15 protein-coding genes are annotated in these 14,005 nt (G+C 38.9%); 8 read left to right on the top strand and 7 right to left on the bottom strand.

Annotation, left to right across the window (positions count from 1 at the left end):
• The first annotated feature begins 7 nt into the window (after positions 1-7).
• From galE to rfbB, 3 genes are read left to right on the top strand one after another with little or no spacing between them, the layout of a single operon-like run.
• The gene (gene galE / locus OQX61_RS17510; protein WP_265843097.1) at positions 8-1,030 is read left to right on the top strand and encodes a UDP-glucose 4-epimerase GalE; all 1,023 of its coding nucleotides are present in this window, start codon (positions 8-10) and stop codon (positions 1,028-1,030) included.
• Complete coding sequence (locus OQX61_RS17505) at positions 1,031-1,597, top strand: hypothetical protein (protein WP_265843096.1); 567 nt, start codon at positions 1,031-1,033, stop codon at positions 1,595-1,597.
• A gap of 36 nt (positions 1,598-1,633) precedes the next feature.
• Positions 1,634-2,689, top strand: coding sequence for a dTDP-glucose 4,6-dehydratase (gene rfbB / locus OQX61_RS17500; protein WP_265843095.1), 1,056 nt, complete (start codon positions 1,634-1,636; stop codon positions 2,687-2,689).
• A gap of 70 nt (positions 2,690-2,759) precedes the next feature.
• Here rfbB and OQX61_RS17495 read toward each other — a convergent pair whose 3' ends face one another.
• Positions 2,760-3,992 (bottom strand): ABC transporter permease, encoded by a 1,233-nt coding sequence (locus OQX61_RS17495; RefSeq protein WP_265843094.1) that lies wholly within the window; start codon positions 3,990-3,992, stop codon positions 2,760-2,762.
• Positions 3,993-4,108: 116 nt separating this feature from the next.
• Positions 4,109-4,462 carry an iron-sulfur cluster assembly accessory protein gene (locus OQX61_RS17490; RefSeq protein WP_074608891.1) on the bottom strand — a complete coding sequence of 118 codons (354 nt, stop codon included), beginning with the start codon at positions 4,460-4,462 and terminating at the stop codon, positions 4,109-4,111.
• Positions 4,463-4,550: 88 nt separating this feature from the next.
• Between OQX61_RS17490 and OQX61_RS17485 the strand changes: the two genes are divergently transcribed.
• The 3 genes from OQX61_RS17485 (at position 4,551) to dnaA (ending at position 8,253) form a co-directional block, all read left to right on the top strand.
• Positions 4,551-5,078 carry a hypothetical protein gene (locus OQX61_RS17485; protein ID WP_265843093.1) on the top strand — a complete coding sequence of 176 codons (528 nt, stop codon included), beginning with the start codon at positions 4,551-4,553 and terminating at the stop codon, positions 5,076-5,078.
• Between the two features lie 2 nt (positions 5,079-5,080).
• On the top strand, positions 5,081-6,628 hold the full coding sequence (locus OQX61_RS17480; RefSeq protein WP_265843092.1) for a methylmalonyl-CoA mutase family protein: 1,548 nt from the start codon (positions 5,081-5,083) through the stop codon (positions 6,626-6,628).
• A 194-nt stretch (positions 6,629-6,822) separates the two neighbouring features.
• Positions 6,823-8,253, top strand: a complete 1,431-nt coding sequence (gene dnaA, locus OQX61_RS17475; RefSeq protein ID WP_265843091.1) for a chromosomal replication initiator protein DnaA — start codon at positions 6,823-6,825, stop codon at positions 8,251-8,253.
• Between the two features lie 74 nt (positions 8,254-8,327).
• Here the strand turns inward: dnaA and OQX61_RS17470 are convergent, their stop codons facing one another.
• From OQX61_RS17470 to OQX61_RS17450, 5 genes are all read right to left on the bottom strand, one after another.
• On the bottom strand, positions 8,328-8,879 hold the full coding sequence (locus tag OQX61_RS17470) for an NUDIX hydrolase (protein WP_265843090.1): 552 nt from the start codon (positions 8,877-8,879) through the stop codon (positions 8,328-8,330).
• Position 8,880: 1 nt separating this feature from the next.
• Positions 8,881-9,249 carry a hypothetical protein gene (locus tag OQX61_RS17465; RefSeq protein WP_265843089.1) on the bottom strand — a complete coding sequence of 123 codons (369 nt, stop codon included), beginning with the start codon at positions 9,247-9,249 and terminating at the stop codon, positions 8,881-8,883.
• Between the two features lie 35 nt (positions 9,250-9,284).
• Positions 9,285-10,055, bottom strand: coding sequence for a TPM domain-containing protein (locus tag OQX61_RS17460; RefSeq protein ID WP_265843088.1), 771 nt, complete (start codon positions 10,053-10,055; stop codon positions 9,285-9,287).
• Positions 10,052-10,501 (bottom strand): TPM domain-containing protein, encoded by a 450-nt coding sequence (locus tag OQX61_RS17455; protein ID WP_265843087.1) that lies wholly within the window; start codon positions 10,499-10,501, stop codon positions 10,052-10,054. Before OQX61_RS17455 ends, OQX61_RS17460 begins: the two co-directional genes overlap by 4 nt.
• A gap of 81 nt (positions 10,502-10,582) precedes the next feature.
• Entirely contained in the window at positions 10,583-11,164 is a 582-nt protein-coding gene (locus OQX61_RS17450; RefSeq protein WP_265843086.1) for a LemA family protein, read from the bottom strand.
• Between the two features lie 311 nt (positions 11,165-11,475).
• On the opposite strand from OQX61_RS17450, the gene OQX61_RS17445 reads away from it, so the two are divergent.
• Together OQX61_RS17445 and OQX61_RS17440 are read left to right on the top strand one after the other, a co-directional pair.
• Positions 11,476-13,017 (top strand): FAD-dependent protein, encoded by a 1,542-nt coding sequence (locus OQX61_RS17445; RefSeq protein WP_265843085.1) that lies wholly within the window; start codon positions 11,476-11,478, stop codon positions 13,015-13,017.
• 204 nt (positions 13,018-13,221) lie between these two features.
• Positions 13,222-13,581 carry a CoA-binding protein gene (locus OQX61_RS17440; protein ID WP_265843084.1) on the top strand — a complete coding sequence of 120 codons (360 nt, stop codon included), beginning with the start codon at positions 13,222-13,224 and terminating at the stop codon, positions 13,579-13,581.
• Positions 13,582-14,005 lie beyond the last annotated feature (424 nt).

The following is a 14,005-nucleotide window of genomic DNA, read 5'->3' as shown; positions in this document are numbered from 1 at the left end:
TATAATAATGTCGAAAATACTAGTAACTGGTGGTACCGGTTTTATTGGATCACATACCGTGGTAGAGCTTTACAATGCAGGATATGATGTAGTGATCGTTGATGATTTTTCTAACTCTAATCCTAAAATCCTTAAACAGATCGAAGCGATTACTGGAAGAGTACCTGAATTCGTTGAATTAGATTTATGTGATGAAGGAAAAGTTAAAGCTTTTGTTGAAGCAAATACTGATATCTCAGGTGTAATTCATTTTGCTGCATTCAAAGCTGTGGGTGAATCTGTTCAACAGCCTCTAAAATACTATAGAAACAATTTTTATTCCTTGATTAATGTCATCAATGGCTTTAACAGCAAGGTAAATCTTGTGTTTTCTTCTTCTTGTACAGTTTATGGTCAACCTGACGTATTACCGGTTACCGAAGCTGCTCCGGTTAAAAAAGCAGAATCACCTTATGGTAATACGAAACAGATTGCAGAAGAGATTTTGCAGGAAAGTTGTGCCGTAACTCCAGAAATGAATGTGATTGCTTTACGTTATTTTAACCCGGTAGGTGCTCATGACTCTGCATTAATTGGTGAATTGCCAATTGGTGTTCCACAAAATCTGGTTCCTTTTATTACCCAGTCGGCCATAGGAAAACGTGGTCCGATTACGGTTTATGGAAATGATTATGATACCCCGGATGGTAGTGCAATCAGAGATTATATCCATGTTGTAGATTTAGCTAAAGCGCATGTGGCAGCAATTCAACGTCTGGAAAGCAATAAAGCGGAATCAAATTATGAAGTTTTCAATTTAGGAACTGGTACAGGTACTACGGTATTACAGGTTATTGAAGCTTTTGAAAAAGCAACCGGTGAAAAATTAAGCTATACTATCGGAGCAAGAAGAGAAGGTGATATTGAAAAAGTTTGGGGTGATGTGACTAAATCAGCAAGAGATTTAGGATGGAAAGCTGAACGTGATATCAATGTAATGATGTCTTCTGCATGGAATTGGGAGAAATACTTAAAAGACAATCCTTTTTAGATGTTACTAAGCGAACATAAAGACCTCAAGCTGGAAATTAAATCTCTTCCTGAAAAGGAAAAGGATAAGCTGTTGCTCCGGTTGATCGCGAAAGATAAAATCCTGACGGAACACTTGCACTTTTTATTAATGGAAGGGGAGCAGGATTTGGTGGAAAGACAGGAGCAGCTTACCGCAAAGATTGATGAGGAAATCGATGAGCTGATGTTCAATAAAAGGAGGAATGCTAAAGAGGCTTTACTTAAAATGAGGAAGTTAAACGGCAGCATTACCCACCATTTTAAGGTGACTAAAGACTTGAACAGCGAAATCGAATTACGAATTCATCTTTTCAAAGGGATTCCCATTGATTTCAATGAAGGTGTATTTTCTACTTTGCATAAGTTCAATGAAAAGTTAATGATCTACTTTGCTAAATCTGTATTTTCAGTATACAACAAGTATCTTAAAATGCACGAGGAAACTCAATTTGATCTTAAACAAGGTTTTAATGAGGTTCTGGCGAAATTGTATCAACACAAAACGGCTCCTGTTGCTGAAGAATTGGGTTTGCCTAAAGAGATTTAAGGGAAATCTGAAGTTTTTAAAATGAAATCTATCGAAATGAAAAAGAAAATATTGATAACGGGTGGAGCTGGATTTATTGGTTCACATGTGGTACGCCGCTTTGTGAGCAATTATCCGGATTATGAAATCCTGAATCTTGACGTATTAACGTATGCCGGAAATCTGGCAAACTTAACTGATGTAGAAGATTTGCCGAATTATCGTTTTGTGAAGGCTGATATTACTGATGCTATCGCTATGAACGATTTATTTGAGCAAGAGAATTTTGATGCGGTCATCCATTTGGCCGCAGAATCTCATGTGGACAGATCTATTGTGGATCCAACTGCATTTGTGATGACAAATGTAATCGGTACCGTAAATCTATTAAATGCAGCAAGAGCGCATTGGAAAGGTGATTATGACAAGAAACGTTTCTATCATGTGTCTACTGATGAAGTATATGGCGCTTTAGGCGAAACCGGAATGTTTACAGAAACAACGGCTTATGATCCGCATAGTCCTTACTCTGCATCGAAAGCTTCTTCTGACCATTTTGTGAGAGCTTACCATGATACTTATGGTTTGGATGTAGTAATTTCTAATTGCTCAAATAACTATGGTTCTCACCATTTTCCTGAGAAGTTGATCCCATTAGCGATCAACAATATCAAAAACAATTTGCCTGTTCCTGTTTATGGAAAAGGGGAGAATGTGAGAGACTGGCTTTGGGTAGAAGATCATGCGCGTGCAATTGATGTGATCTTTCATGAAGCAGCAACTGGTGAAACGTATAACATCGGTGGACATAACGAATGGAAAAACATCGATCTTATTCATTTGCTATGTGACATCATGGACCGCAAGCTGAACAGAACTCCTGGTGATTCGGCCAAATTGATTTCTTTTGTAACAGATAGAGCAGGGCACGACCTACGTTATGCGATTGATTCTACTAAATTGCAAAACAAACTAAACTGGGTGCCTAGTCTTCAGTTTGAAGAAGGACTGGAGAAAACAGTAGAATGGTACCTTGAAAATGAAGAATGGCTTTCAAATGTGACTTCTGGAAACTACAAGGCATATTATGAAACACAATACCAAGGCCGATAATCCTTAGTAATATAAACAAGAAGGGCCATCTTTAAAAAGATGGCCCTTCTTGTTTATATTCGGTTTTTAATTATTCATATCTTAATGCTTCTACAGGATCTAATTTGGATGCTTTTTTAGCAGGATAATATCCTGACATAATACCTACGAGTACACAAAGTACAAATCCTCCAAAGATCCATAACCATGGAATGATAAAGGATCCACCCATCGCCAGCGATATGATATTTCCTATGGCAATGCCGAGGAAGATTCCAAAAGCACCTCCCATCAGACAGATTATTACGGCTTCAATTAAAAACTGTTTGCGGATGACGGAGGGATTTGCACCTATTGCTTTCCTGATTCCGATTTCCCTGGTTCGTTCCGTAACAGAAACCAACATGATGTTCATTAGGCCAATAGAGGCACCAATCAGGGTAATCGCCCCAATCGCAATTCCACCCCATACTACGTATTTTAGGTTCTCGAAAAGGGTTTGTGCAATGGCATCGCTTTTAATGATCTCGAAGTTATTCGGTTCCGCAACTTTAACTTTTCTGATGTTTCTAAATTCGGCTGTGGCCTCGCCAATAATGTCTTCCTGCATGTCATTGTTTGGAACCATCACGACAATATTGTAAGAAGGATTCCCATTGGAATTGATTTTCTTGGCTTTTAATAAAGGAACATATACGGCCCTGTCTCCACTGAATCCCATACTGGACCCTTTTGAAGCGAGCAGCCCGATAACTTTTAACCGGTTACCGCCGACATTGATAATTTTATCTATTGGAGATTCTTTCTTGAATAGCTTTTCACTAACCTCACTTCCGATGATACAAACGTTGTTGCCATTTTCAACTTCCGTTTTACTGAAGTTCCTGCCTGAGGTGAGTTGAAGTCCCATGGAGTTCAATCCGTTCTCATCAATTCCCTGAATATTAATATTTGGATTGGTTTTCTCCGTCCCATATTTGATGGTGGCGCCGAAAGTAACCATCACGTTGATGGCAACTGTTGCCGGGGTATTTAGCTGGTTTTTAAAGGCTATGGCATCTTCGTAGCGGATGCTCTTGAATGGCTTAGGCCTTTTACCTCCTCCTCCGATCCGAATGCCTACACCGCGGTTTCTTATGGTAAAGGAGTTGGCACCCATACTGGAAAAAGCTTCGGTCATGCTGGTTTTTACCGCGTCCAGGGTGGTGAGAATTCCTACTAAAGCAGATAGGCCAATCGCAATGATCAATGCAGTTAGCATGGTGCGTAACCGATTACTTTTTATAGATTGTAGGGCAATTCTTACGTTTTCTGTATAGGTCATTCTTTAGAAATAAGATTCTTAAAGGGATAAAAATAAAAAGTCCCGTTGTTAAGACAACGAGACCTGTTATAATGTTACAAAGGAAACCTAAATAAACTCCCTGTATAAAAATCTATTTATGCTGAAAAGCTAGTGCCACAACCACATGTGCTTGCTGCATTTGGATTGTTGAAGGTAAACCCTCTTGAATTTAATCCATCTTGCCAATCTACCTGCATGCCCATCAAATACATTTGGTGTGCTTTATGCATGAAAACTTTAATGCCATCAATGATATATTCCTGATCTCCTTCTTTCTTTTGATCGAAACCTAAAACATAACTCATTCCTGAGCAACCACCACCTTCTACTCCTACACGTAAGCCGAAGTCTTCAGCGATTTCTTGTTGGTCTTTTAACTTAAAAAGTTCTTTCACAGCAGTTTCTGTAAAAGTAACCGGTGCAAATGCGGTATCAACTGTATTACTCATGTTATTTAAAATTAGGAAGAACAAATATAAATAAAATGTACATTTTTGTCGGGTTAATCGCTAATTATTACGGTATTTAAACAAAGGAATGAGCATAGAGTCTTTATTAATAGAAGTAGTACCAATAACAGTCGCCGGCGTAGTCACCGTTTCGGTTGGTTATTACCTGATCAAAAATGATATTGATAAATATTTTAGATTGAGGTTTGCCGGAAAAAAAGAAGAACAAACGCAAATTTTTTCCTTACGCCTTCAGGCACACGAACGCCTTATTGTTTTTGTGGAAAGGATAAATCCCGCTAATTTATTTCTTCGCCTATATACGTCAGGCATTTCAGTAAAGGATTTGCAGGCTTTGGTGTCAAATGAAATCCGATCTGAATATCAACATAATGTAACTCAGCAATTGTATGTTTCTGAAAGGGTATGGAATGTGATCCGTAAACTTAAAGATGATACCTTAGCGATGGTAAATCATGGTGCGCAGGGACTACCAGCGCATGCTACAGGCATGGATTTAAGTAAAAAAGTACTGCAACATATGACGGAAATTGCTGATAATCCTTACGATTTGACGCTGGATCTGATTAAAAAGGATATTCATCAATTGTTTTAATTATGGAAGAGAAGAAGATTACGACGACCTCAGGTATAGAAATTAAAGAATTATATACAAGCGCAAAACCTATGACTGAATTACCCGGCGAGTTTCCTTATACCAGAGGGATTCAAAAGGATATGTATAGAGGGCGTTTATGGACCATGCGCCAGTATGCCGGATTTTCAACTGCAGAAGAGTCGAATAAACGTTACCATTACTTGTTGAAACAAGGTACAATGGGTTTATCTGTTGCTTTTGATTTGCCTACTCAGATTGGATATGATTCCGATCATGAAATGGCTGAAGGAGAAGTGGGAAAGGTAGGTGTCGCAATTGATTCTTTGAAAGATATTGAAATTTTATTCGAAGGAATCGAACTTCAAAAGATTACCACCTCTATGACCATCAATGCTACTGCTTCTGTTTTGTTGGCGATGTACATCGCCCTGGCAAAGAAGCAAGGTGCCGATATCAGACAGATTTCCGGAACAATACAGAATGATATTTTGAAGGAGTATGCGGCAAGAGGTACTTATATTTATCCGCCAAAATCCTCTATGAGGATCATTACAGATATTTTTGAATTTTGTAGTAAGGAGGTGCCTAAATGGAATACGATCTCTATTTCAGGTTATCATATTCGGGAAGCAGGCTCTACAGCTGTGCAGGAGCTTGCTTTTACCCTCGCAAATGGGAAAGCTTATTTAAATGCAGCTTTAGAAAAAGGATTGGATATCAACGTCTTCGCAAAACGACTTTCATTTTTCTTCAATTGTCACAATAATTTCTTTGAAGAGATCGCGAAGTTTCGCGCAGCAAGACGAATGTGGGCCAAAATTACCAAAGATTTAGGCGCTACTGATGAAAAAGCACAGATGTTACGTTTTCATACCCAGACGGGGGGCTCTACGCTAACCGCACAACAGCCCTTGAATAATGTGATCAGGGTAACCAGTCAGGCCATGGCCGCAGTGCTTGGGGGGACACAATCCTTACATACAAACGGTTATGATGAGGCTTTATCTCTTCCAACAGAAGCAGCAGCCAAAATCGCTCTGCGTACCCAACAGGTGATAGCCTTTGAAAGTGGAATCACCGATACGGTTGATCCATTGGCCGGTTCTTTCTTTGTGGAAAACCTAACGGATGAAATTGAAACTGCCGCACAGATTTATATCGATAAAATCGATGCCATGGGCGGATCAGTGAATGCCATAGAAAACGGCTACATCCAGAATGAAATTGGTAATGCTGCATACCAGTATCAATTAGAAATCGAAGATGGCAGCAGGGTCATTGTTGGCGTGAATAAGTTCACTCAGGAAAAGGAGGGGATCAATGATGTATTTACTATTGATGAATCCATAAGAACCATTCAGACAAATAAGTTAAACAAGCTGAAATCTGAACGGGATCAGGTGGCTGTGGATAAAGCATTGAACGATTTGTTAGTTGCTGCTAAGGGTACAGCGAATCTGATGCCTTTTATCCTGGTCGCTGTAGAAGTTTATGCAACACTTGGTGAGGTTTCAGATGTATTGCGTAGTGTTTTTGGGGAATATTAGCAGGTAAGTTAGAAAATAGTTATCCACATAATAAATTCAGGTTAACTATGCTAATCCTCTGCTATTTAGCTTCTTACTGAATATATTAAAATTTAGTTTTTTTTGTTGATAATTTTTTGAATATTCGGTATCTAGAAAGGGCATAGTCAATGTGCCTGTATCGTCCCTGTTAACTAACTAATTGTATCATAAAAATGGAAAAAACTTGTACCGAAGTATGGAAAAGCTGTCTCCAAATCATAAAGGATAACATACCCGGCCAGAGTTTCAAAACCTGGTTCGAGCCGATATCCGCTCTCAAGTTGGAAGGCAATGTTTTAACAATACAAGTACCGAGTTTATTCTTTTATGAATGGCTGGAAGAACACTATGTTGGACTGCTCCGAAAGACGGTCAAAAAACAGTTAGGTGAAGAGGGAAGACTGGAGTATAATATTGTGGTGGACAAATCTTCGAAAAGTGGTTCACCCTATACAACCAATATGCCAAGTAACGGTAATGGCGCGGAAGCCAAGTTTCAATCAATGCCCATTCCGGTTTCTATAAATAAAGACATTAGAAATCCATTTATTATACCGGGTTTAAAAAAGCTGACGGTAGATCCTCAGTTGAATGCTAATTATACCTTTGACAATTATATTGAGGGGGATTGTAATCGTTTAGCACGTTCGGCAGGATATGCAGTTGCGGCTAAACCTGGTGGTACTTCCTTTAATCCTTTAATGATTTATGGTGGAGTAGGGCTGGGTAAGACGCATTTGGCGCAAGCAATCGGCAATGAGATTAAACGAAACATGCCTGATAAACTGGTGATCTATGTTTCTTGCGAAAAATTCTGTCAACAGTTTGTGGATTCGTTAAAAAACAACACCATTAATGATTTTGTGAATTTTTACCAGGCAATGGATGTGATTATCATGGATGATGTTCACAATTTTGCCGGGAAAGAAAAAACTCAGGATATATTCTTCCATATTTTCAACCATTTGCACCAGTCAGGAAAACAAGTGATTCTGTCCTCTGATAAGGCCCCGAAAGATTTAGCCGGATTAGAAGAGCGGTTGTTAAGCCGTTTTAAATGGGGATTGTCTGCCGATCTGCAAATTCCTGATTTGGAAACCAGAATCGCGATCCTGAGAAAGAAGATGTATGCTGATGGAATCGAACTTCCTAATGAAGTAGTAGAATATGTAGCCCATAATATTGATAATAATGTACGTGAATTGGAAGGCGCAATGGTCTCTCTGTTGGCCCACTCTACTTTAAATAAAAAAGATATTGACCTGAATCTTGCGAAGCAGATGTTGAAGAACTTTATTAAAAACACTTCAAAGGAGATCTCAATGGAATATATTCAGAAATTAGTTTGTGAATATTTTGAAGTTCCTGTTGATATGGTAAAATCTCCTACCAGAAAACGTGAAATCGTGCAGGCAAGGCAGATTTCCATGTATCTTTCTAAAAGCCATACCAAGTCCTCTTTAAAAACTATAGGTGCGTTTTTTGGCGGTAGAGATCATTCAACTGTGATTTACGCTTGTCAGACTGTGGAGGATCTTATTGATACAGACAAGAATTTTAAAGGTTATGTACACGATATTCAAAAGAAATTGAAAATGACCTAACCAATGGTTGTTAATAAAAAAGCTCCCATAAAGTATCAAACTTTTTGGGAGCTTTTTTTTGAAGCTTGTAAAAATTATTTAATCGCTTCCAGCTTCATCAGGCCATAAAATAATGCAGAAGCATGTAAAGATTGAGCAATTTGATTGTCCATTAGTAATTGTTTAACGGCTGGAATGCTGTATTTCTCAACAGTTAGGATTTCATGCTCATCTAAATGTTGTTCATGTGTTTTAACGCCTCCGGTAAGGAGGTAGCTAAAGGTGACATTGTTGGCTGTCGCAGGATTGGGGTAAAGTGTTGCCAAATGACTGATTGTTTTAAAGGAATATCCGGTTTCTTCCAGCAATTCTCTCCTTACAGCATCTTCTGGTTTTTCATCGCCATCGATCACTCCGCCTGGAATTTCCAGTGAAATGATATCTGCACCATGACGGTATTGACGTACCATAATTACTTCGTTGTCTTCTGTCAATGCAACTGCGTTCACCCAGTTTGGGTATTCAAGTACAAAGTAATCATCTTTGGTACTTCCATTCTGGAGCTCACAAGTGTCTACTCGTAAAGTTGCCCATTGTTCTTTCACCAGGTATCTTGATGAAATCTTTTGCCATTTTAATATTTCCATGTTAGTGATTAAGGTATCGTTGGATCTTTTTTTGCCGATCCAAATTGACCATGCTGACGATATGATGTTTCGCTTCCAGCATTTGATAAATCAAGAGTAATTTTTCTGCAATCAACTTATTTCTTTCCGGTTCAAAGGAAGGTGATAAATATGCATAAAGAAATTGACTCAATGTATCTAGCTTTTCCGCTGGATACTCTTTTTTATGAAGTAGGGTGTTGAATTCATTGTTGGAATCTGATAAAAGGTCTTCCTCAGATATTTCAAATTCCTTTAACAGGGATTCCTTGAAAAGATCGTCGGCTTCTTCTAGTCTACCTTCCAATTTCAGCCCCATAATCCGGGCCAGTACCTGAGCCAGCTTTTGCATCTCAGCGGTAATTAAGTCTCTTCTAAGCATGAGGCTTACCAGCTACCACTACTACCACCGCCACCAAAACTACCTCCGCCGAAGCCGCCAAATCCACCGCCACCGCTACTGCCGCCACCAAAACCGCTTCCACCAGATCCTCTACCTCCGCTAAGCAACATACTCCAGAAAAGAGCATCTGCAACACCGCGACTACCGATCACCTGGCCACCACCTCCGCTTCCACCGCCCTTTTTAAGGATGACGATTACGACAATAACGATGATGATTATAATGATGATACCAGCTGCTCCTCCCTGACTTTGACCAACTTTGGGTTTGTCATTCTTGTATTCCCCTTTGGTATAACTGATGATGGCATCTGTGCCTGCCTGAAGTCCGGCATAATAGTCACCGGTTTTAAAATATGGTTTAATATCGTTGTCTATTATTCTACGAACGTATAAATCAGGAAGTGCTCCTTCTACACCATAACCCGTTTGGATAGAGATTTTTCTATCTCCCAACGCCGCAACGATCATGATGCCATTGTCTTTGCCTTTACCACCTACGCCCCATTTTCGGCCTAGTTCCAGTGCATATTCCCCAATATCATAATCGCCCACCGATTTTACGATAGCAATAGCGATTTGTGTAGAAGTGGAGTCATCAAAGGCTACGAGTTTTTGCTCTAATTGCTGTAGCTGACTGGCAGTTAGTGTTCCTGTGTAGTCATTAACCAGTTTATTTGGCTTCGCTGGAAAGTCCTGAGCGAAACCCAATGTGGAGATTATTGTAAATAAGAAAGCTATGATCAGTTGCTTCATGGCTTTACAGATTTATATTGGTCCATAAAAATAATTTCATTAGGTAATTCATTGATGTCGCCTCCCTCAAATGGAAAGAAGGTGGCCAGTTTTTCTCCTGCTAAGACGATTCCGGCAATAATGCCCTGAACCAGGTTTCCGCCGGAGAAATGGGCTTTCATGGCTACTTTTGTAGTTTCCCAGAAATCTTTAGGTACTGCTTTGTTGATTCCACTATCGCCAATGATGGCAAATTTATGATCAATATAAGCCAGGTAGATCAGCACGCCATTGTGCCTGGAGGTTTTTTCCATTCCTAATTTTGAAAAATAAACGGTTGCTTTCTCCATAGGATCGCCTTCGCAATGTTTATCTACCGCTATTCTGATTTCGCCGGAAGTTGCTTTTTCAGCTTCTGAAATCGCATTGGCTATTAATTCTTGTTCTTGTTCTGTGAAAATTCCCATAATAGGATTACTGGATAAAGATAAGGGTAATACATGTTTTTAACTAAAACACGGATTACCCTTAAATGTTGTGACGGTATTTTAGAATTCTACTTTAGGTGCTTTTTCTGCACCAACTTCCGCTTTAAAGCCTGCTTTTTGGCTAAAACCAAATATACCAGCAGTAATGTTGTTAGGGAAAGACCTTACTTTAGTGTTGTAGGTCTGTATTGCTTCGTTAAAATCTTTACGTGCTACAGCAATTCTGTTTTCTGTTCCTGCAAGTTCAGCAGAAACGTCTCTGAATTGTTCGGTTGCTTTTAATTCAGGATAGTTTTCTGTTACCATTAATAAGCGTCCAAGGGCTTGACTCACTTGCCCTTGTGCTGCCTGATATTTTTCTATATTCTCAGGTGTTAATTTATCAGGGTCAATAGTTACCTGAGTAGCTTTAGCACGAGCTTCAGTAACCTGAGTTAAAGTTGATTGCTCGAATTTAGCAGCACCTTTTACGGTATTTACAAGGTTAGGGATTAAATCTGAACGTCTTTGATATTGGGTTTCTACCTGGTTCCATTTCGCCTTAACGTCTTCATCTAATTTAACCAGGTTATTGTAGCCACATCCGCTTACGACTACTAATAAAACTAAAATACCGACTATTGCTAATACTGTTTTTTTCATAATTTCTGTTTTTAATTGTCCTGATTGCCAATTGTTAGTTATGCTCAGGTTTTGCGTTTTGTTTTTCTAAGTGTTAATTTACACATTAGAACTCAATTTCCGTACCTTTGTTACTAATCTGTATAAAAACATGACAGGTTTTTATAAAAATGACTAATCAGCCTGTAATTCCTAATTAAACGGTATTTCTGTCAGTTAAATTAACCGCTTGTCAAAGTCGCGGTCCAGCTATTTCGCAAGATCATCACTCCTCACAGCACCTCAGGATTTCGTATATTTGTAGCGGTTCAGGATAAAAACCTGACGTATTTATGCAAAAAGAAATAGAAATTACCCTGGCTCCTGAAGATGTTGAACAGGAAGTTATATTAAAAAGCGCCCTATCTGAGGCCTTAGAAATAAAAACCACACGAATTAAAGGGTACAAGATTTTAAAGAGATCTATTGATGCACGTTCAAGAAGAGTGATTTTTCGCCTTCAGGTTAGAGTGTTTATTGATGAAGAACCTTTGAATGAGGTTTTTGAGGTGAATTATCCAGATGTAAGTGAGAAAAAGCCGGTAATTATTGTCGGGGCCGGACCAGCTGGTTTGTTTGCTGCTTTACAATGTATCGAAAATGGGTTTAAACCTATTGTTTTGGAACGTGGTAAGGATGTGAAACAGCGTAGGAGAGATTTAGCTGCAATCAATAAGGATGGTATCGTGAATACGGAATCCAATTATTGCTATGGCGAAGGCGGCGCAGGAACTTATTCTGATGGTAAACTTTATACCCGCTCCAATAAACGTGGGGATATCAATAAGGTATTGCAGGTTTTTGTTGAACATGGGGCAACTGAGGATATTTTAGTAGATGCCCGTCCTCATATTGGGACAAATAAGCTTCCACAAATCATCACCGCAATTAGAGAACGTATTCTTAATGCCGGCGGCGAGGTGCGCTTTGATCAGAAAGTGACTGATATCCTGATTGATTTTGGAAAGGTTAAAGGTGTAGTTATTAACGGTGAAGAGAAATTGATAGCTAATGCTGTTATTTTGGCTACCGGACACTCGGCCAGAGATATTTATGAGTTATTAAATAGTAAGAGTATCCTTGTGGAAGCGAAGCCTTTTGCATTGGGTGTTAGAATTGAACATCCACAGGCAATTATTGATGCTGCTCAGTATCATTGTGATATTCGCAGTGAGTTTCTGCCTCCAGCTTATTATAGTTTAGTAGAACAAGTTGGAAGTAGGGGCGTTTTCTCGTTTTGTATGTGTCCAGGCGGAATTATTGCACCTTGTGCTACCCATGAAAATGAAATTGTAGTCAATGGATGGTCTCCTTCTAAAAGAAATAACCCATTCGCTAATTCAGGAACGGTAGTGCAGATCACTTTGGATGATGTAAAAGGAACAGATCCACTAAGAATGATGAATTTTCAAGCAGAGATTGAACGGACAGCTTTCCAGTTGGGAGGGGGGAATCTTGTAGCGCCAGGACAAAGAATGGTGGATTTTGTGGAAAACAGGGTGTCAATTGATTTGCCTAAAAACTCTTATCTGCCAGGAACGAAAAGTGTGATGCTAAAAGATACATTGCCTGATTTTGTAGCTTCAAGCTTAAGAAATGCCCTGCCGTTTTTTGGAAAGAAAATGAAGGGCTATTATACAAATGAGGCCATTTTAGTAGGTGTAGAAAGTAGAAGTTCATCACCAGTGCGTATTCCAAGAGATAAAGAGAGTTATCAACATCCGCAAGTGGCAGGTTTATTTCCTTGTGCGGAAGGTGCCGGTTATGCGGGAGGTATTGTTTCTGCCGCAATTGATGGGGTGAATTGTGCAAATGCAATTCTTAAAATGTCTTAATAAAAACAGAGCTTTGGTTTTGTTGTTTATCTGGTCAGGATACTTGCTTACTATCGGGTATGATGGTTTGTTTTGATAAGTTTAGCTCGGTGTTGATCATATTTGATTTTCTGCTGAGCAAGTTACATCTGAAATATCGTGCTTATTCAACTTAACTTTGAAAATAAGGTCTGCAATCGTATTGTAGACCTAAATATTAGCAAAATGAAAAATACATTAATTATTGGGGCTTCCCCAAATCCTATGCGTTATGCTTATAAAGCTGCTCACATGTTGAAGGCAAAAGGGCATCCAATTATTAATATTGGAATAAAAAAAGGGGAGGTTGCCGGAGTAGCGATCGAACAACCGGGCACTTTGCATGAGGACATAGATACGATTACCTTGTATATAGGAGAAGATATACAGCATACTTACTACGATTATATTCTTCAGACCAAACCTAAAAGAGTTATTTTTAATCCTGGTACAGAGAATGAAGAGCTAGAAACGCTTTTGAAAGAGAATAATATAGAGCCGGTAGAAGCTTGTACTTTGGTTTTGCTTTCTACTGGTCAGTATTAAGTTCTGTTTATTGCTTATAGGAACCATTATATAATCAGGTTTGATATCTTATATATAAAGAGTATGCCGTTTGAAGCAGAACACAAGGATGGTATGTCTTTGACTGTGTATGTAAATAAGGGTTCTACATTGCGAGGGTCATGTATTCTGAATTGGTGCTAAAGTGTCTGTCAGGATATAAGGTTGATTAGCTTCTTCATAATAGCATGCCCATTCAATTTTTTGGATATACTGATATAGTATAGGTATGCTGATCGTAAGTTTATGTTAGCTCTATGAGGTATGCTACTAGTGAAATAGTATGGTTTCTTCAGATTTTCCTGCCGGATAGCTTGTTTATAGATCGCTTTATCATAGAATACAGATAGGATTGAGTTGTTGGTAGATCCTGCATGATTTGTTTTTACGATTTACAGACTGTGAA

The sequence above is a fragment of the Pedobacter sp. PLR genome, assembly GCF_026239675.1.
Lineage (GTDB): Bacteria > Bacteroidota > Bacteroidia > Sphingobacteriales > Sphingobacteriaceae > Pedobacter.
Note: the sequence above shows the minus strand (reverse complement) of the source record. Positions and strands in the feature narration are given on the sequence as shown.